This is a genomic window from Amycolatopsis nalaikhensis (assembly GCF_030264295.1).
Lineage (GTDB): Bacteria > Actinomycetota > Actinomycetes > Mycobacteriales > Pseudonocardiaceae > Amycolatopsis > Amycolatopsis nalaikhensis.
The window spans coordinates 3493352-3511025 of sequence record NZ_CP127173.1; the positions used below are offsets into that span (position 1 = coordinate 3493352).

The following is a 17674-nucleotide window of genomic DNA, read 5'->3' on the forward strand; positions in this document are numbered from 1 at the left end:
TACGGGGTCGGCGTGAGCGACGTCGCAGGCGGTCAGGCCACGCCGAAGCCGCGCAGGGCCGTGAGCAGGGCGTCCGGGCGCTCGGCCGTGGGCAGCGGGTCGACCAGCGCGAACTCGCAGCCGAGGGCGCGGGCACCGCCGTCGGCCTCCTCGCTGTCGCCGACCATCAGCGTGTCGGTGGCCGGCACGCCGAGCGCCTGGACGGCCTTGCGGAAGATCTCCAGCTCCGGCTTGATGGCGCCGACCTCGAAGGACAGCACGAACTCGTCGACGTAGGCGTCCCACCCGCGGGCGGTGAAGGCGGGCCGGATGTCGAAGGCGATGTTGCTGAGCACGCCCACCTTGAGCCCCCGCTCGGCGGCGGCCTTCAGCGCGGCCTCGGTGTCCGGGTACGGCGTCCACTGGCTGGGATCGATCAGCCGGTTGTAGAGGGCCTCCGCCTGTTCGGCGTGCGGGACACCGGACTTCTTGAGCACCTCGAGGTAGACCTTCCGGTGCAGCACGGGGTCGCGGTCGCGGTGCTGCCAGGCGTGCAGGTGCTCGGCGTCGAGCTCGACGACCTGCCCGACGGGCGCGGTCATCCGGCGCATGAGCTCGGCCTGCGCCTCGATGTCGAGCGGAGTGCCCTCGTGGTCGGTCAGCTCGGCCAGCCAGGATTCGTCCTGCTCGAGCCGGAAGAGCGTGCCGGAGTAGTCGAACAACACCGCCCTGATCGTCATGGGATTCAGCCTAACGGGATCATCAGGCCGAGTGCCCTGTGATGTGTTCGGGCACAACGCGCACGAGCACGCGCACGACCTCCGGCGGCTCGGCGGGGAAGTCCTTGCCGACGTACTTGCGCGACAGCTCGTCGATCAGTTCCCGCCCGCCTTTGACGGTGACCTCGGCGCGGCCGCGGATCTCGACGTAGTTCTCGGGATCGGCGAGGTCGAAGACGGAGACGGAAACGCGAGGATCACGCCGGATATTGCGCTCCTTCCGGCGGCCCTGGACGGTGGCGAAGACCACGGTGTCGCCGTCCCGGCGCGCCCAGACGACGGAGCTCTGCGGCGAGCCGTCGGCGTTGGTGGTGGCGACGACGGGGTAGTTGCGGCCGTCGAGGAGGGCCTTGGTGGCCTCGTTGAATGTCACACCCATGGTCTGGACCCTATTTCACGTTCCCGGCGATCTTGGTGACCTTCAGCCGGACGACGACGCGTTCGGTTTCGGGGCCTTCGGGCGGCGGGTCCTGGGCGAGGTACTTGTGGCTGAGGGTCTTCGGGAGGGTCTTGCCGGGGTCGGGAGTGATGATCGCGGTGCCGCGCAGCTGGGTGTGGCGGTAGGGATCGGCGGCGTCGGTGATGGAGACGCTGAGGCGAGGGTCGCGGCGGAGGTTGCGGACCTTCCGGCGGTCTTCGGTCGCGCTGAAGACGAGGTCACCGTCGTCGAGGCCGACCCAGACGACGGAGGTCTGCGGCCCGCCATCGGGATCGAGGGTGGCGACGGTGGCGAAGTTCTTCCCGTCGATCAGCGCGCGGACGGCATCCGGCAGAGTGAGGGCCATATCACGCCGAACGGGCCCGCCTGCGGGGCTATTCCACCGCCGGTCCGGCCGGGCCCAAGCGCCCCAATGTGGCCTTCGGTGCGTCAGACGCAACCAAGGCGGCCTTCGGTGCGTGAGACGCAACCAAGGCCGCCTTGGGGCGCTAGTCAGCCGCGAGCAGCAGCGCCGTCGCGAACGCCGCGATTCCCTCGCCGCGGCCGGTCAGCCCCAAGCCGTCCGACGTCGTTCCCGACACGCTCACCGGCCCCCCGACCGCCTCCGAAAGCACCTTCTGCGCCTCTTCGCGCCGCTTCCCGATCCGTGGCGCATTGCCCACTACCTGCACCGATGCGTTCCCGACCCGCCACCCGGCCGCCTCGATCAGGACGCGGACCTCCGCCAGCATGTCGGCCCCATGGGCGCCGTCCATCCGGGGATCGCCGGTGCCGAACACTGCCCCGAGGTCGCCCAGCCCAGCCGCCGACAGCAGCGCGTCGCACAGGGCGTGCGCTGCCACGTCGCCGTCCGAATGGCCCGCGCAGCCGTCCACTCCCGGCCACGACAGCCCCGCCATCCAGCACTCTCGGCCCGGTTCGATCGGGTGGACGTCCACCCCGTTGCCGATCCTCACAGCGTCTCCTCGTCCTTCGGTGCCGCCGCGATCGCCTCGGCCAGGGTCAGCTCGAACTCCGTCGTGACGCGCATCGCGTCCGGGTGGCCGGGCACCGTCGCCGCGCCCGCCGGGGACAGCTCGGGGCGGAACTCCGCCAGCGGGTAGCCCACCGGGGTCTGCAGCGTGCGCAGCCGCGAGCGGTCCTCCGTGCCGACGATGAACGAGGCTTCTGTCACCTTCACCGTGTCGGCCATCGGCAGCACCGGGACGACCACACCGGAACTACGCACCGCTTCGATGACGTCACGGACCGTCTGCGCAGGAATGAAGGCCCGCAGCGCGTCGTGGAGGAGTACAACTGAATCACGGGCCAGCTCGGGCTCTACGGCGGCGAAAGCCTCCCGGAGCGAACCGGGCACGACCCGGCACGGCAGCCCACCGAGGGCCGCCGAAAACGACGACGCACACCGCTGGGGGGCCGCCAAGAGCACCAGATCGATTTCCGGTACGCCGAGCAGCCCCCGCACGGTGTGCGTGAGTAGCGCCTCACCATGGACCGGCGTGAGAGCAAGCTCCCCGTCGGAGGCATGATGTGCGACGGTCACGATCGCGACGACGTTCATCGGTTCGCGATCGTAGAGGCACCCGTGGGTGCCTGGGCGTCAGACCGTCGCGGTTTCCAGAACTTCGTCGAGGAGGACTTCCGCCTTGTCCTCGTCGGTGCCCTCCGCGAGCGCGAGCTCGCTGACCAGAATTTGCCGCGCCTTCGCCAGCATGCGCTTCTCGCCGGCTGAAAGTCCGCGGTCCTTCTCTCGCCGCCAGAGGTCGCGCACCACTTCGGCCACCTTGTTCACATCGCCGGAGGCGAGCTTCTCGAGGTTGGCCTTGTACCGACGAGACCAGTTGGTTGGCTCCTCGGTGTGCGGAGCACGCAGAACGTCGAAGACCTTGTCCAGTCCTTCTTGCCCGACGACATCGCGAACGCCGACGATCTCGGCGTTGTCAGCGGGCACGCGAACCGTGAGATCCCCTTGCGCGACCTTGAGGACGAGGTACTTCTTCTCCTCGCCCTTGATCACGCGGGTCTCGATGGCTTCGATGAGTGCGGCACCGTGGTGCGGGTAGACGACGGTCTCTCCGACCTTGAAAACCATGTGTCCTCTGCCCCTTTCGCTGACTCCATCCTAGCACGGTCCGCCAGTGCCCACCTAGCGGGCCGGACTCGTCCTCGCAGGTCAGCGGCCTGGGCGGGGGTTGACAAACGTCCGACCCCCGTGCTCATGCAGGTGACCGGACCGGGTTTCCCGGGGTGTCAAGAAATCCTTTGTGGACGGTTGATCTTGGGCGCAACGCGGACCGGTTCGGTGGGGGAGATCGCGCCCGGCTAGTCTTCGGGGCGACGAGGCCGTGAAAAGGGAAGGACTGCGACGTGAGGCTGCAGAACCGTCGCGTGCTCGGTGCGGGCGTGCTGGCGCTCGGTGCCGCGCTCGTGCTCGCCGGGTGCGGGGCCGGCCAGATCACCCAGACCGACACGCAGCAGCCCGCCGTCAACGGCACGTACGCCCAGGTCAAGACGATTGTCCTGCGTGACGCCGCGGTGCAGTACCCGACGTCCGGGGCGGGCTACGCCGCGGGCGCGACCCCGGCGCTGACGCTGACGATCGTGAACCAGGGCGCCCAGGACGACACGCTCGTCTCGGTGACCACCGAGGACGGCGCGCAGGCGACCGTCGGCGGCTCGAAGGACGTCGTCGCCGGGCACTCCCTGGTGATCGGCCCGGACGACGCGGTCGAGTCCACCAACGAGGTGGAGCCCACGTCCTCCGGCGCGCCGACGTCCTCGTCGCAGGCCCCGACCAGCTCCACGGGCACCAGCTCGGCGACGTCGTCTTCGTCGGCGGAGGCCCCGTCGTCGAGCGTGACGCCGACCGCGGCGCCGGCGACCGTCGGCAAGGCCACCGTGACGCTGCCCGCGCTGAAGCAGCCGCTCTGGCCGGGCCAGGTCATCAAGGTCACGTTCGTCTTCAAGAACGCCGGGCCGGTCACCGTCGAGCTGCCGGTCGCGGCGCCGGCGCACGTCAAGGAGTAGGTCCCCGGTTTTGTCGGTGGTCGCCGATAGCCTCGCGGGGTGAAGAAAGGGACCACCTACCGCTGCGGCAGCTGCGGGTACGAAGCGGCCAAGTGGCTGGGCCGGTGTCCGGAGTGCCAGGAATGGGGCTCCTTCGAGGAGCGCGGCGCACCGGTCAAGCCCGCCATCCAGCGCGTCGCGGCCGGGGCGCCGAGCGCGCCCGCGCGGCCCATCGGCGAGGTCGACGTCGAGGCGGCGCGTGCCCGCCGCACCGGGGTTTCCGAGCTCGACCGCGTGCTGGGCGGCGGCCTGGTGCCGGGCGCGGTGGTGCTGCTCGCGGGTGAGCCGGGCGTCGGCAAGTCGACCCTGCTGCTCGAGGTCGCCTACCAGTGGGCCAAGACGGTCGACCGGTCCTTGTACGTCACGGGCGAGGAGTCCGCGGGCCAGGTCCGGTTGCGCGCGGAGCGAACGGGCAACGTCCACGAGCGCATGTACCTCGCCGCCGAGAGCGACCTGTCGGCGATCCTCGGGCACGTCGACGACGTCAAACCCGGCGTGCTGATCGTCGACTCGGTGCAGACGATGGCGTCCCCGCAGGTCGACGGCTCACCCGGCGGGGTGACGCAGGTCCGCGCGGTGACGTCCGGGCTGGTCGCGCTGGCCAAGGAGCGCGGGCTGCCGGTGGTCCTGGTGGGGCACGTCACGAAAGACGGCTCGGTGGCCGGCCCGCGCGTGCTGGAACACCTGGTGGACGTCGTGCTGCAGTTCGAGGGCGACAAGCACTCGACGCTGCGGATGGTCCGCGGCATCAAGAACCGCTTCGGCGCGGCCGACGAGATCGGCTGCTTCGAGCTGCAGGAAGAGGGCATCGTCGGGGTGCCGGACCCGTCCGGGCTGTTCATCAGCCGCACGGAGGAGGCGGTGTCGGGCACGGCGATCACGGTGTCGCTGGAGGGCAAGCGGCCGCTGCTGGGCGAGGTGCAGGCGCTGGTGTCGGCGACGTCGGCGCCGCAGCCGAGGCGCGCGGTCAGCGGCCTCGACTCCGCACGGGTGGCGATGGTCCTGGCGGTGCTGGAGAAGCGCGGCGGGCTGAAGCTGGGCGACAAGGACGTGTACGCGGCGACGGTCGGCGGCATGAAGATCACCGAGCCGGGCATCGACCTGGCGCTGGTGCTGGCGCTGACGTCGAGTTTCGAGGACGTCGCGCTGTCGCCGAGGCTGGTGTCGGTCGGCGAGGTGGGGCTGGCGGGCGAGATCCGGCGCGTGCCGAGCGTGGGCCGCCGCCTGGCGGAGGCGGCCCGGCTCGGGTTCACGCACGCGCTGGTGCCGCCGGACTCGGGGAAGCCACCGGCGGGGATCCGGGTGCTGGAGGTGTCGAACGTCGCCGACGCGCTGAACGCGGCCAGCCACGCTCGCTGATCACCCGTCGCCGCGGGTGATCGCGAACGAGTAGACCGTTTCGGGGTCGCCCACTGGCGAGGGGGCGCGGGGGATCTCCGTCCTCATCGTCGTGGTCGGCGGGGGCTGGGAGCTGGGGGGTGGGGCTTGGACCGTGTTCAACGCCACCTCGCTGCTGCGGGTGACCGACGGCCAGATCAGGGTCGTGTCCCAGGCCAGGAGCTGGGCCGTCGCCGGGTCGAGGTACAGCGTCTGGCCCGAGTCCTTGGCCAGCAGGATCGTCGCGGGCCTGCCGTCCGGGGTCTGGCCCTGCGTCGTGTACGCGCCCGTCACCTCGTTGAACGCGTCGCGCAGCGCGAACCGGACGTCCTTGCGCAGCAGGCCCAGCTCCAGCACGCTCCGCACCATGGCGAGTGCCTCCGTCGCACTGTGGGCCCGGCCGTCGGCCTTGATGTCGATCGTGTCGAAGTTCAGGCGCTTGGCCAGCGTCCCCCGGTCGGGGACCAGGGAGGCGACCAGGGCCGCGTCGGGGGTCAGCCAGTTCGCGAACGGCGTGTTCCAGTGCGGCTTGCTCTGCCCGGTCGGCGTCAGGTCGCCCGGGAACACGCCGCCCGGGCCGCGCTCGTCGACGGGCTTCTTCACCGGCTGGTAGCGCAGGTTCTTCTGCTCGTCCGCGGTGAGCCCGCGCACCGCGCCCGTCCACATCGTGCGCCGGTGCCAGACGCCCGCCGGGTCGGCCGGGATCCACAGCTCCGTCTTCTCCTGGAACTGGACCGGGCGGCCTTCGATGATTTCGGGCCGCCAGCTGAGCCGCTGCGCGTAGCGGAACTCGCCGGGCGTGAGCGGCCGGTCGAGGTCGGCGAGCGACGCGGCGGGCTGCGCCGGCTCCGGTGCGCTCGTCTTCAGCGACGTGACGACCACGAGCCCGCCCACCAGGGTGATCACGGCCGCCGCGACCGCGATCCACCGCCACGGCCGTCGACGCTCCGGCGGCGGTGCTTCCGACACCCCGGCCGCCGCCAGGAGGGACGCGCGGGCGAACGCCAGCCCGTCTTCCTCGTCGACGTCGCTGTGCAGGTCGGCCAGGGCGGCGTCGAGTTCGGCGTCGGACCAGATCTTCCGGACGTTGTCTTCACGCAAGGTCCTGCACCTCCTCTTGAGCCGGGGCGTTCGTCCTGAGCCAGCGTCTGATCCGGTGCAGCCGGGACCGGACGGTACCGGGTGGGACCCCGAGGGCCTCGGCGACCTCCGTCGGCTCCAGCCCGGCCCACGACACGAGCAGCAGCGTGTCGCGGTCGGCCGGGCTGAGCTTGGCCAGCGCGCCGGCGAGCTGGGCAGCGCGGACCTGGGCGTCGACCTGCTCGGCGACGCGCCCGTCGTGCCCCGCGTGGCTGTGGTCGCCGGTGCGGGCGAGCCGCGCGGTGGCCTGCAGCCCGCGCAGCTCGGACCGCACGTGGTGGCGCAGCAGGTTGGTCGCGATGCCGTAGAGCCACGACCGGGCGGTGCCCAGCTCCGGCCGGTAGCTCTCGCGGCGGCGCAACGCGACGAGGAAGGTCTCGGCGACGAGGTCGTTCGCCGGTTCGGCCCCGACCCGCCGGGCGAGGTACCGGCGCAACTGGGCGGCGTGGGCGTCGAAGAGCCGGCCGAACGCCGGCCCGGGCTCGGCTCCGCCCAGGTCGGGGCGGTCGTGCCCCCAGATCTCCGACCCCTCGTGGATCACCTGCATGCCCCCAGTTGCCCGCAGCACCCGCGAGCGTTCACGGGCGAACCTACCGCCGTCCGCTCGCCTCCGGGGTCGTGAGTGTTTAGGGCGGTTAGAACCGCCTGTCATGTTTCAGGACTTCGTGAACAGATGTGTTTCAGGACTTCGCGGACAGTTTGGGGTTGGTGAGGCGTTGGTAGCGTACCGATCGGTCTAGGGTGAGCTGGCGGGCGACCGTGTCGTTGATCATGACTGTGACGCGGTCGCCTTGCCAGTAGATGGTGGCGGTGTGACCGGCCCAGGTGCGTCCCAGGACGATGGAGCAGCCGGAGAAGGCGATCACGCCGGTGGCTGAGACAGGTCGGGTGGTGACGCCGCTGGGCCGGCGAGGGCCGGTGGCGGGGGTGGCTTTCGGTCGGGCGTCGTAGCGCTGCTGTGGGGTGAGGCCGTTGAGGCTTTGGTGGCGGCGGTTGTTGTAGATCGTGCGGTATTCGTCGAGAAGCCGTTGCAGGGTTGCGAGGTTGTCGGCGGGTGGTCGGGCGGCGAGCCATTTCTGCAGGGTCTGGTGGCTGCGTTCGTCCTTGCCGCAGGTTTGCGGGTGGTGCGGGGTGGAGGCGATGGTGGTGACGCCGAGCTGGGCGAGGTGGCGTTCGAGTTCGACCATCCGGCCGCGGTGTTTGCCGGAGAAGGCCAGCCCGTTGTCGGAGAGGAGTTTGACGGGCAGGCCGTAGCCGGCGAAGGCGTGTTGCAGCGCGGCCCAGGCGTTGGTGGTGTTCTCGCTGTCCGCGGCGTAGGTGCCGACGTCGAGGCGGGAGTGGTCGTCGAGGAGCTGGATGATGCAGACCTTGGTGCCGTCGGCGAGGTAGTGTTCCATGCCGTCGATCTGCCAGCAGCCGTTGGGGTCGGCGTATTCGAACCGGCGCCGGGTGCGGGGTTTCTTGCGGGGTTGCGGGACGATCTGGCCGTGTTCGCGCAGGATCCGGTAGACCGCCGACTGCGATGGCACCCGGTCGTGGCCCTGGGCTTCCAGCCGCCAGCGGATCGAGATCGGCCCGTTGTCGAGCCCTTCGTCGGCGAGTTCTTTGCGGGCCCGCAGCACCGCCTCCGCCACCGTCGGCCCGAGCGCGGCCGGGTGGTGGTGCGGGGCGGTGCTGCGGCGGGTGAACCCTTCGGCGCCTTCGGCGCGGAACCGGTTCAGGTACTTGTGGAACACCGTGCGGGACACGCCGTGCTCGCGGCAGAACCGTGCGATGTTGATTTTCTCACCCGACGCGGCCTGCGCGACCGCGGCGACGAACTCAGGATCCATCGAAAACCCTGCTCTGCCCATCGCCGCATGATCACCACACAACTACTGGTCACCACACTGACAGGCCGGTCAGTGTCCACGATGTCCTGAAACATCACCTGTTCACGATGTCCTGAACTGGGACAGGCGGTTAGAACCGCCCTAAACACTCACGACGAGCCGCGCCGCTAGATCGCCAGCAGGCCCCAGTAGATCGCCCAGGGGATGAACACCACTCCGCCCGCGACGGCGATTCCCAGGCGGATCGACCGCTGCCGCCACCACGCCACCCCCGTGGCGATCGTCGCCGCCACCACGCCCAGCGACAGCAGCTGCAGCGCCAGCCACGGCAGCGGGCGCCCCGCGACGACCGGGCCCAGTCCCTTGCCCATCGTCGTCTGGAGCAGCACGTCGACGACCAGGAAGCCGAGCACCGTGAGCAGCCCCGTCACCGAAAGCCAGCGTGGGCGGCGGAACAACCCGAAGGCGAACGCCACCAGCAGCACGACCAGCACCGCCAGCTGCAGCCACGTCGACTCGTACCAGCGCAACGGCGTCACCGAAACGCTCGGCCGGTCCTGCGACGGCGGTGCGTCGGCGCTCGACGCCGTGGGCGGGTGGTTCACCCACGAGCCCACCAGCTCCACGTACCCCGGCGCGTAGCCGTCCAGCTTGTCGAACCCGTCCGTGGTGCGGCGCAGCTGGTGCTGCGCGTCCGGGAACACCCGGAGCGTGTGGTGCGCCACCGACTCCTGGAAGATCCGGACGGCCTCGCCCGGCGGCGTCAGGACGTCCTTCGCGCCCCACAGCCCGAGCACCGGCTGCCGCAGGCTCTTCAGCACCGGCACCGGGTCGTAGTGCGCCTCGGGGAACACGCCGCCGCCGACGAGCTGGCGCATCATCGTCGACGACGCCATCCCGACGATCGAGCCCGTCATCCCCAGCCGCCGCAGCTGGTTTTCGATCGCCCACGCCTGCTGCCGCGACGGCTCGACGCCGTTCGCGCCGAGCGTCACCACGAAAGCGACGTCCGAAGACCGCGAAGCCGCGAGCGGCGCGACCCAGCCGCCTTCGCTCAACCCCCAGACGCCCACCCGGGCCGGATCGACCTCGGGACGCTTCCGCAACGCTTCGACGGCGGCCAGCGCGTCGTCCGCCAGCGTCGAGTACGACCGCGAGAACTGCGAATAACCCTCGGTGCGCTTGTCGTAGATGAGCGTCGCGATCCCTTGGCGGGCAAAGGCTTCCGCCTGGTCGCGGTAGTCCTCGCGGCTGTGCTCCCCCGAGCCGTGGACCATCACGATGCCCGGCAGCTTCGTCCCGCCGGGCGGCGCGACGACCGTGCCGTGCAACGTCACCCCGTCGTTTTCGAACGTGACGTCGCCGTCCGCGGCCGAAGCCGGTGGGGCCAGCGCCGTCACCGCCAGGATCACCCCGGCCAGTAGAACCCCTCTTCGCACGTGAAACCCCCTGGTGTCATGTCATTCCCCTGGATCCGGGAACGCGAGCCAGCGCACGAGCACGCGCCGCGCCTCCGGTGACCGGTCCTCCTCGGTGCGCCAGTACCGGCGCAGCAGCTCCATGTAGTCGGTCCAGAGCTGGTGCAGCTCCTCGGCGGTGAGCCAGGTGGCGCCGCGCGAGAAGAGCAGCGCGTCCGGCCAGTCGCCGGGCAGTTCGTCGCGCTGTTCCGCGAACCGGTTGAGCTTTTCGAGGTCGTCCTCGAACCCCTGGCGCCGCATGTCGTCGAACAGCACCCGGGATTCGGCGCTCTGCTCGCTGCGGCGCGGCCAGCGGATGTCCCGCGGCCGTGTCCGCCACCACCGTTCCTTGCCCCGCGCGAGCTCCGGGACGTCTTCGACGAACCCGAACCGGGCCAGCTCCCGCAGGTGGTAGCTGGTCGCGCCGGTGTTCTCGCCCAGCGCCTGGGCGAGCTTCGTGGCCGTCGCCGGGCCCGCGGACAACACGCCGAGTATCCGGCGGCGCAGCGGGTGCGTGACGGCCTTGAGGGCGTCCGGGTCGAGCTCTTCCGGTGGTGGAGCGCTGGTCATGACGCCACTGTAGCCGTGCAAAGGAAATTGTGCAAAGGAACCTGTGCACGTAAGAATCCCAGATTGTCGGACCCGGGCCTTACTATCCGTGCCCATGTGGTCCCGAGGGGTTAGTGGACGTGAGTGAGCCGAGCCTGCCCGCCCGGCAGCTGGGCCGTCAGCTGAAGCGGATGCGCGAGCGACTGGGCATGACCCAGGAGGAGGCGGGGGCGCCGCTGCGCATGTCGACGAGCAAGATGTCGCGCATCGAGGTGGGGTACCTGCCGCCCTACCACGACTTCCGCGCGCTGCTCGACCGGTACAACGTGGTCGTCTCCGACTGGGACGAGTACATCGAGGCCTACGACCGCGCCCGCGAGAAGGGCTGGTGGCGCAACTACGGGATCGGCAATCGCGGCTTCCTGCCGATCGAAGCCGAGGCCAGCGTGGTGAAGGTCTTCCAGTTCGGCTACATCCCCGGGCTGCTGCAGACCGAGGCGTACATGCGCGAGGTCTTCGCGGCGGCGCGGGTGCCGATGAAGCCGAAGGTGCTGGAGAACGAGGTGGCGGTGCGGTTGCGGCGGCAGCTGCGGCTCACCGTGGAGCCGATCCTGAAGTACCACGCGATCATCGACGAGCACGCGCTCCGGCGGCCCATCCTCGGCCGGGCGGAGCGCGCGGAACAGCTGCGGCACCTGATCGAGCGGGCGCGGCTGCCGAACGTCACGCTGCAGGTGGTGCCCGAGGACGTCGGCGCCTACCCCGGTCAGTTCGGCAACCTGATCGTCGCGAGCTTCGACGACCCGGAGGAGCCCGACATCGCGTACGTCGAGCACATCTTCGGCTCGGTTCACGTTGAGAAGGAGGGCGAGGTGTCCGCTGCTAGGCTGGCCTTCAAGGATTTCGCCGATCGGGCCCTGGACGAGGAGGATTCGATCGCGCTGATCGAACGGCTCTGAGCGGGAGGCTGCGGGTGTCCACTGTAGACGAACGGTGGTTCAAGAGCAGCTACAGCGGCGATGGCCAGGGCAGTGACTGCGTCGAGGTTTCCTTCGGTGCGCCCGTTTCCGTGCGGGATTCCAAGGCGCCCGAAGGGGAACTCCGCCTGAGCCCGGCCGCGTGGACGGCGTTCCTCACCAAATCGGGTGATCGCTGAACTTCCGGAGCGTCTGCACCGTCGGCCGCACGGAGAACATCCCCGCCACGTACCCCAGTGTGGCGAAGGCGAACGTCGTCAGCGTGGTGAGCAGGTCCGGCCGCAGCCGCGCTCGCGACCACGAGGTAGTCACCGCGCAGGCACCGGCGTGACGAAAGCACCAGCACGGCGATCGCCAGCACGCCCAGCGGCGGCAGCACGGCCGCGGCCTTGCCGACCAGGGTGTCCGAAGTCCGTGAATGCCACATTAAGGGACGCTAGGTCCCTCAATGTGGCATTCACGGACTTTCGGACCGAAAGGGCTAACTGGCCGCCAGCAAGTTGGCGCACCGGATCAGCCCGATGTGCGAATAGGCCTGCGGATGATTGCCCAGCGACCGTTCGGCGATGGGGTCGTACTGCTCGGGCAGCAGCCCCGTCGGGCCCGCGGCCGCGACGATCTGGTCGAACAGCTCCTGCGCCTCGGTGCGCCGCCCGGTGAGCAGGTACGCCTCGATCAGCCACGCCGCGCAGATGTGGAACCCGCCCTCGCCACCGGGCAGCCCGTCGTCGCGGCGGTAACGGTACACAGTGGACCCACTGCGCAGCTCCGCCTCGATCGCGGTCACCGTCTGCTGGAAGCGCTCGTCGGCCGGGTCGATCAGCCCGGTGAGCCCGACGAACAACGACGCCGCGTCCAGGTCCGTGCCGTCGTAGGCCGTGGTGAAGGCCTGGACCTCGTCGTTCCAGCCGTGCGTGAGGACGTCGTGCTTGATCTCGTCGCGCAGGCCCGGCCAGTTGCCAGGGATCTCGCGGCCGTACTGCTCGCCCAGCTTGATCGCGCGGTCGATCGTCACCCAGCACATGACCCGCGAGTAGACCCGGTGGCGCGGCACGTGCCGCTCCTCCCAGATCCCGTGGTCCGGCTCGTTCCAGCGCCGCGTGACGGCTTCGGCCATCGCGCGGACCAGCTGCCAGTCCTCGTCGCGCAGATCGTGGCGGGCCGCGGCGAGGGTGCCGACCAGCTCGACGACCGGGCCGAAGACGTCCAGCTGCACCTGGTGGTTCGCCAGGTTGCCGACGCGGACCGGGCGCGAACCGGCGTAGCCGGGCAGCGACTCGATGACCGCCTCGGCGCCGATGACGCTGCCCGCGAGCGTGTACAGCGGGTGCAGGCGCTCCGGGCCGGCCAGCGTGGCGAGCACGCCGTGCAGCCACTTGAGGTACCCCTCGGCCTCCTCGAGCGAGCCGAGGTGCACGAGCTCCCGCACCGTCATCGCCGCGTCGCGGATCCAGCAGTAGCGGTAGTCCCAGTTGCGGACGCCGCCGATCTCCTCCGGCAGCGACGACGTCGCCGCCGCCAGCACACCGCCGGTGTCGGTGTTGACCAGGCCGCGCAGGGTCAGCGCCGAGCGCAGCACCAGGTCGGTCTGCACCTTCGGCAGCTGCAGCTTCGACGTCCACTCGCTCCAGTAGCGGCCCGCGCGGTCGCGACGTTCCACTTCGGACAGTTCGTGTTCGCCGAGGTCCGTCGTGCCGCAGCGCAGCTCCAGCACGACCGGCTGGGTGGGCGTCGGCTGGACCAGCGCCGTCGCGGTGTCGTGCAGGCCGTCGGAGGTGATGGTCCACTCGACGCCCGGCGAGTACAGCACGAACGGCTCCGACGTGCCGAGCACCTTCAGGCCGCCCTCGGTGACCTCCAGCTTCACCGGGACGCCGCCGAACTCGGGGCGCGGCGCGAACGTGACGTCGGCCATCGCCTCGCCGGAGACGACGCGGACCAGGTCGGTGCGGTGCTGCGGGCTCTCCGGCTCGAGGTAGTCGGTGACGAGCAGGCGCGACCAGCGCGTCTCGACCGTCATCGTGTTCGGCAGGTAGCGCTGGCCGAGCGGGAGGCCGTTGCGGTGCGGCTTGATCGAGAAGTGGCCCGCGCCCTCGCCGCCGAGCAGGTCGGCGAACACCGCGGGCGCGTCTGGCCCGGGGTGGCAGAGCCAGGTCAGCTTGGCGTCCGGCGTCAGCAGCGCGACCGAGCGCTCGTTGGCCAGCATCGACAACCGCTCGATCGGCGGCGCGGACTCGCCGTACAGCCAGTTGCGCCGCTCCTCCAGCAGGAAGCCCAGCACGAGCGCGACGTCGACGGTGTCCGGCACGCGGAAGCCCGCGAGCGTCTCGCCGTCACCGACCTTGATGCCCAGGTCCGGGCCGGAGAGGCGGGCGAAGGCCTTCTCGTCGGTGACGTCGTCGCCGAGGAAGATCGCCGCGGTGGCCCCGACCTGGTGGCGCAGGATGTCCAGCGCGCGGCCCTTGTCCGTCTGGACGACCGCGAGCTCGACGACCTCCTTGCCGTCGGTCGTCGACACGCCCTCCCATTTGGACGGTCCGGAGTGGACGGCCGCGAGCACGCGGCGCCCGGCCTCGTGCTCGGCGCGGCGCACGTGCACCGCGATGCTGGCCGGCTTGACCTCCAGCGACACGCCCGGGACGTCGAGCACGAGCTGCTCCAGCTCCGACTCGAGGCGCCGGTGCAGGTCCCGCGCCTTCTCGTCGAGGGCGTGGATGAAGCCGATGTCGAACTCCGAGCCGTGGCTGCCGACGAGGTTCACCTCGGACGGCAGCCGCGAGAGCGTGGCGAGGTCCCGAAGCGCGCGGCCGGAGATGACCGCGGTGGTGGTCTCGTGCAGACCGGCGAGCGATCTGAGGGCCCCGACGGACTCGGGCAGCGGGCGTGCCTCGTCCGGGTTGAGCGTGATGGGTGCCAGCGTGCCGTCGTAATCGCAGGCGACCAGCAGACGCGGAGTACGGGCGATCTGCACGATCGCGCGCCGTAGCTCGGCGGGCAGGGCCTCGGCAGTCAACACTCCTCCTCAGGAGCTCGTGCATGGGTCGGGGACTATGTCAGTCGACCGCTTCGGCACCCAGAGCTTGGAGGAACGAGCGCGCCCATCGATCGACGTCATGAGTGAGGACCTGGCGACGCATGGCGCGCATCCGGCGACGGCCCTCTGCCGGGTCGAGGGTAATGGCAGCCACTAGAGCATCCTTCACCCCGTCCAGGTCGTGGGGGTTGACGAGGAATGCGCTAGAGAGCTCGGCGGCCGCGCCGGCGAACTCCGACAGCACCAGCGCCCCGCCCAGGTCGTGCCGCGCGGCGACGTATTCCTTGCAGACGAGGTTCATGCCGTCACGCAGCGGCGTCACGACCATGACGTCGGCAGCCGAGAAGAAGGCGGCCAGCTCGGTGCGGTCCACCGATTGGTGCAAATAGTGCACGACCGGGTGGCCGACGCGGGAGAACTCGCCGTTGATCCGGCCGACCATCTGCTCGATCTCGCCGCGCATCCGCTGGTAGTGCTCGACGCGCTCACGGCTGGGGGTGGCGAGCTGGACGAACGTGACGTCGTCCGGCTGGAGGCGGCCCTCGTGCAGCAGCTCGTGCAGCGCCTGCAGCCGCAGGTCGATGCCCTTCGTGTAGTCCAGCCGGTCGACGCCGAGCAGGACCGTCTTGGGGTTGCCGAGGTCGCGCCGCAGCTGCGCGGCGCGCTCCTGGACGCCCTTCGTGCGGGCGAGGTTGTCGAGCCCGGCGGCGTCGATCGAGATGGGGAACGCGCCGACCCGGACGGTCCGGTCACCGACCTGCATGGTGCCCGGCCGCGACCGGACACCGACCGCGCCGCGCGTCGACTCGAGGCCGATCAGCTGGCGGCACAGCCAGAGGAAGTTCTGCGCCCCGCCGGGGCGGTGGAAGCCGACCAGGTCCGCGCCGGTCAGGCCGCGGATGATCGCGGCCCGCCACGGCATCTGCATGAACAGCTCGACCGGCGGGAAGGGGATGTGCAGGAAGAAGCCGATGCGGAGGTCCGGTCTCAGCTCGCGCAGCATCGCCGGCACCAGCTGCAGCTGGTAGTCCTGGATCCACACGGTCGCGCCGTGCGCGGCGACGTCCGCGCTGGCCTGCGCGAAGCGGCGGTTCACCTTGACGTAGCTGTTCCACCACGCCCGGTCGAACACCGGGCGCTCGACGACGTCGTGGTAGAGCGGCCAGAGCGTCGCGTTGGAGAAGCCCTCGTAGTAGTCGCGGACCTCGTCGGCGCTCAGCGAGACGGGGTGCAGGACCAAGCCGTCGTCGTCGAACTCGTCGACGTCGACGTCCGGGACGCCCGGCCAGCCCACCCAGGCGCCCTTGCGGGAGCGCAGGAACGGCTCGAGCGCGGAGACGAGCCCGCCCGGGCTGGCCGTCCAGCGGCGCTCGCCGTCGGCCGTGCGTTCGAGGTCCACCGGTAGCCGGTTCGCCACCACGACGAAGTCGGCCTGGCTTCCGTTCTCCTTCTGGTCACTCACAGCTGCTGCTCCTCGCGTCCTGGGTCGCGGCCCCAGAGTGAAACCCTATCGCGTGAGCGATGAACAGCCGGTGACCGTCGGGTTACTCCAAGCTTCGTTCGGTCGGTTCGAGCGGACCAGCCATGCGCGGTCCGGCGAACCGCCGCTCGAGCCTGCCCAGGCCGGTCCGCACCGGCTGGGCGAGCCATTCCCCGAGTACCACGCCCGCTGCCAGCGCAAGCCCGATCGCGACGGCCGTCATGAGCGTCGAGATGTTCCCGCTGGGCTCGACCCCGATCTGATACAGACCACGGTAGGTCGAGAGGCCCGGAAGCAGCGGAGTGATCCCGGACACGGCGACCACCAGTGGAGTAACGCCGAGTCGTCGGGCGAGCACACCACCGCAGAACCCGACGAGCGTCGCGGCGATGGCGGACGAGCTGACGCCGTCGAGCCGGGCGAGCATGAGCGACCCGTAGACGGCGGCGCCGATGCCCCCGGCGGCCGCCGCGACCAGCATCGCCCGCATCTTGGAGTAGCTGGCGAGGGCGAAGCAGGCGGAGGCGCCGGCCCCGCCGAGCACGACCATCGGCAGCTGCAGCGCGGTCGACGTCGGCGCCTCGGGCAGCGGCGTCCGCGGCAGGCCGAGCATGACGGCGATCCGCAGGGCGAGCACGACCCCGGAGATCAGCCCGGCCGACATGAGGACGGTTTCCATGGTGCGCCCGGCGGCGGTGACGTTGTAACCGGTGATGGCGTCTTGAACGGCGGAGACGGTGGAGAGCCCGGACAGCAGCACGGTGACGGCGGCGGCGACCACGAGCGTCGGTTTGTTGGTGGTCAGCATGTCGCTGCTGACGATGGCCATCGCGGAGAGCGTCGCGACCAGGCCCCCGATGACCTGCTGGAAGAAGAACGGCAGCGAGTACCGGTTGACCCAGCGCCCGATCCGGTCGATGACCCCGCTGATGACGAAGGCGACGAGCGCGATATCGATGCCGCCGCCGAGCAGGATGGTGATGAAGGCGGCGACCCCGCCCCAGGACAGCGTCGCGACCCAGCGGGGATAGGGGTGCGGCGCGGAGGTGATCCGCTCCAGTTCGGTCTGCGCCTGCTCGGCCCCCATGTGCCCGCGCACGATCTTCCGCACGAGCTTTTCGGTCTCGGTGAGCCGGGTGTAGTCGAGACTCCGGCTCCGCACGACCCGAAGAGCGGTGACGGGCGAGAGGTCGGTGCCCCGGTGACAGGTGACGGTGATCGAGGTGAAGATGACGTCGACCTCGCAGTGCGGCAACCCGAGCGCGGACGCGATGGCGAGGATGGTCGCGGTGACGTCCGAGGCGCCGGCACCGCTGGCCATCTGCACCTCACCGATGCGCAGGCTCAGGTCCAGCACGAAGTTGACGGTGGCCTCATCGGGCAGCTGAGGCCCCATGGCCTCCTCGGCGTCGACGGCGGGCAGCTCACCGGTCGGAGCTTCGAGAACGTGCCACGGACGTCGCTTGAGGAGATTCGGGCGGTGCGTGCGAGGTCGTTGCGCGGGAGGTTCGAGGAGGGGCCATCTGGTCGACTTGCCCCCGTTGGTGCGCTCGTTGATCTTCATG

The 17674-nt window shown here is 70.4% G+C and carries 19 protein-coding genes; 4 read left to right on the plus strand and 15 right to left on the minus strand.

Features of this window, described 5'->3' with window-relative positions; translation table 11 throughout:
• Nucleotides 1–32: 32 nt before the first annotated feature.
• From QP939_RS17350 to QP939_RS17375, 6 genes are all read right to left on the minus strand, one after another.
• Nucleotides 33–719, minus strand: coding sequence for an HAD family hydrolase (locus QP939_RS17350; protein WP_285457815.1), 687 nt, complete (start codon nucleotides 717–719; stop codon nucleotides 33–35).
• A gap of 22 nt (nucleotides 720–741) precedes the next feature.
• Nucleotides 742–1137, minus strand: coding sequence for a PPOX class F420-dependent oxidoreductase (locus QP939_RS17355; protein ID WP_285457816.1), 396 nt, complete (start codon nucleotides 1135–1137; stop codon nucleotides 742–744).
• Nucleotides 1138–1147: 10 nt separating this feature from the next.
• Complete coding sequence (locus tag QP939_RS17360) at nucleotides 1148–1543, minus strand: PPOX class F420-dependent oxidoreductase (protein ID WP_285457817.1); 396 nt, start codon at nucleotides 1541–1543, stop codon at nucleotides 1148–1150.
• 142 nt (nucleotides 1544–1685) lie between these two features.
• Nucleotides 1686–2153: a 2-C-methyl-D-erythritol 2,4-cyclodiphosphate synthase gene (gene ispF, locus QP939_RS17365; protein ID WP_285457818.1), complete on the minus strand. Its 468-nt coding sequence runs from the start codon at nucleotides 2151–2153 to the stop codon at nucleotides 1686–1688.
• Entirely contained in the window at nucleotides 2150–2758 is a 609-nt protein-coding gene (locus QP939_RS17370; RefSeq protein WP_285457819.1) for an IspD/TarI family cytidylyltransferase, read from the minus strand. Before QP939_RS17370 ends, ispF begins: the two co-directional genes overlap by 4 nt.
• A gap of 39 nt (nucleotides 2759–2797) precedes the next feature.
• Entirely contained in the window at nucleotides 2798–3289 is a 492-nt protein-coding gene (locus tag QP939_RS17375; protein WP_004559016.1) for a CarD family transcriptional regulator, read from the minus strand.
• Between the two features lie 275 nt (nucleotides 3290–3564).
• Here QP939_RS17375 and QP939_RS17380 point away from each other — a divergent pair, with 275 nt between their 5' ends.
• On the plus strand, nucleotides 3565–4224 hold the full coding sequence (locus QP939_RS17380) for a copper chaperone PCu(A)C (RefSeq protein ID WP_285457820.1): 660 nt from the start codon (nucleotides 3565–3567) through the stop codon (nucleotides 4222–4224).
• Nucleotides 4225–4263: 39 nt separating this feature from the next.
• Nucleotides 4264–5622 carry a DNA repair protein RadA gene (radA, locus tag QP939_RS17385; RefSeq protein WP_285457821.1) on the plus strand — a complete coding sequence of 453 codons (1359 nt, stop codon included), beginning with the start codon at nucleotides 4264–4266 and terminating at the stop codon, nucleotides 5620–5622.
• On the opposite strand, the gene QP939_RS17390 is transcribed toward radA, so the two are convergent.
• From QP939_RS17390 to QP939_RS17410, 5 genes are all read right to left on the minus strand, one after another.
• On the minus strand, nucleotides 5623–6741 hold the full coding sequence (locus QP939_RS17390; RefSeq protein WP_285457822.1) for a hypothetical protein: 1119 nt from the start codon (nucleotides 6739–6741) through the stop codon (nucleotides 5623–5625). It lies immediately after the preceding gene.
• Nucleotides 6734–7327: an RNA polymerase sigma factor gene (locus tag QP939_RS17395; RefSeq protein ID WP_285457823.1), complete on the minus strand. Its 594-nt coding sequence runs from the start codon at nucleotides 7325–7327 to the stop codon at nucleotides 6734–6736. The genes QP939_RS17390 and QP939_RS17395 overlap by 8 nt, the downstream gene beginning before the upstream one ends.
• Before the next feature lie 133 nt (nucleotides 7328–7460).
• Nucleotides 7461–8612: an IS481 family transposase gene (locus QP939_RS17400; protein ID WP_285457824.1), complete on the minus strand. Its 1152-nt coding sequence runs from the start codon at nucleotides 8610–8612 to the stop codon at nucleotides 7461–7463.
• 167 nt (nucleotides 8613–8779) lie between these two features.
• Nucleotides 8780–10024 (minus strand): alpha/beta hydrolase family protein, encoded by a 1245-nt coding sequence (locus tag QP939_RS17405; RefSeq protein ID WP_285459775.1) that lies wholly within the window; start codon nucleotides 10022–10024, stop codon nucleotides 8780–8782.
• 48 nt (nucleotides 10025–10072) lie between these two features.
• Nucleotides 10073–10639 carry an ArsR/SmtB family transcription factor gene (locus tag QP939_RS17410; RefSeq protein WP_285457825.1) on the minus strand — a complete coding sequence of 189 codons (567 nt, stop codon included), beginning with the start codon at nucleotides 10637–10639 and terminating at the stop codon, nucleotides 10073–10075.
• A 119-nt stretch (nucleotides 10640–10758) separates the two neighbouring features.
• Here QP939_RS17410 and QP939_RS17415 point away from each other — a divergent pair, with 119 nt between their 5' ends.
• Both QP939_RS17415 and QP939_RS17420 read left to right on the plus strand, forming a co-directional pair.
• Complete coding sequence (locus QP939_RS17415) at nucleotides 10759–11577, plus strand: helix-turn-helix domain-containing protein (protein ID WP_285457827.1); 819 nt, start codon at nucleotides 10759–10761, stop codon at nucleotides 11575–11577.
• Nucleotides 11578–11591: 14 nt separating this feature from the next.
• A complete protein-coding gene (locus QP939_RS17420; protein WP_285457828.1) occupies nucleotides 11592–11774 on the plus strand; it encodes a DUF397 domain-containing protein in 183 nt (60 codons plus the stop codon).
• Here the strand turns inward: QP939_RS17420 and QP939_RS17425 are convergent.
• From QP939_RS17425 to QP939_RS17440, 4 genes are all read right to left on the minus strand, one after another.
• Nucleotides 11752–11907, minus strand: a complete 156-nt coding sequence (locus QP939_RS17425) for a hypothetical protein (protein ID WP_285457829.1) — start codon at nucleotides 11905–11907, stop codon at nucleotides 11752–11754. The genes QP939_RS17420 and QP939_RS17425 overlap by 23 nt on opposite strands.
• A gap of 169 nt (nucleotides 11908–12076) precedes the next feature.
• Nucleotides 12077–14608: a trehalose-phosphatase gene (gene otsB, locus QP939_RS17430; RefSeq protein ID WP_434219651.1), complete on the minus strand. Its 2532-nt coding sequence runs from the start codon at nucleotides 14606–14608 to the stop codon at nucleotides 12077–12079.
• Between the two features lie 40 nt (nucleotides 14609–14648).
• The gene (locus QP939_RS17435; protein WP_285457831.1) at nucleotides 14649–16091 is read right to left on the minus strand and encodes an alpha,alpha-trehalose-phosphate synthase (UDP-forming); all 1443 of its coding nucleotides are present in this window, start codon (nucleotides 16089–16091) and stop codon (nucleotides 14649–14651) included.
• An 82-nt stretch (nucleotides 16092–16173) separates the two neighbouring features.
• Nucleotides 16174–17673 carry a threonine/serine exporter family protein gene (locus QP939_RS17440; RefSeq protein ID WP_285457832.1) on the minus strand — a complete coding sequence of 500 codons (1500 nt, stop codon included), beginning with the start codon at nucleotides 17671–17673 and terminating at the stop codon, nucleotides 16174–16176.
• Between the last annotated feature and the right edge of the window lies 1 nt (nucleotide 17674).

Coding starts and splice junctions, on each gene's coding strand:
- QP939_RS17350 (WP_285457815.1), bottom strand. CDS start 719: ATGACGATCAGGGCGGTGTTGTTCGACTACTCCGGCACGCTCTTCCGG.
- QP939_RS17395 (WP_285457823.1), bottom strand. CDS start 7,327: ATGCAGGTGATCCACGAGGGGTCGGAGATCTGGGGGCACGACCGCCCC.
- QP939_RS17400 (WP_285457824.1), bottom strand. CDS start 8,612: ATGGATCCTGAGTTCGTCGCCGCGGTCGCGCAGGCCGCGTCGGGTGAG.
- QP939_RS17370 (WP_285457819.1), bottom strand. CDS start 2,758: ATGAACGTCGTCGCGATCGTGACCGTCGCACATCATGCCTCCGACGGG.
- QP939_RS17440 (WP_285457832.1), bottom strand. CDS start 17,673: ATGAAGATCAACGAGCGCACCAACGGGGGCAAGTCGACCAGATGGCCC.
- QP939_RS17360 (WP_285457817.1), bottom strand. CDS start 1,543: ATGGCCCTCACTCTGCCGGATGCCGTCCGCGCGCTGATCGACGGGAAG.
- QP939_RS17410 (WP_285457825.1), bottom strand. CDS start 10,639: ATGACCAGCGCTCCACCACCGGAAGAGCTCGACCCGGACGCCCTCAAG.
- QP939_RS17355 (WP_285457816.1), bottom strand. CDS start 1,137: ATGGGTGTGACATTCAACGAGGCCACCAAGGCCCTCCTCGACGGCCGC.
- QP939_RS17375 (WP_004559016.1), bottom strand. CDS start 3,289: ATGGTTTTCAAGGTCGGAGAGACCGTCGTCTACCCGCACCACGGTGCC.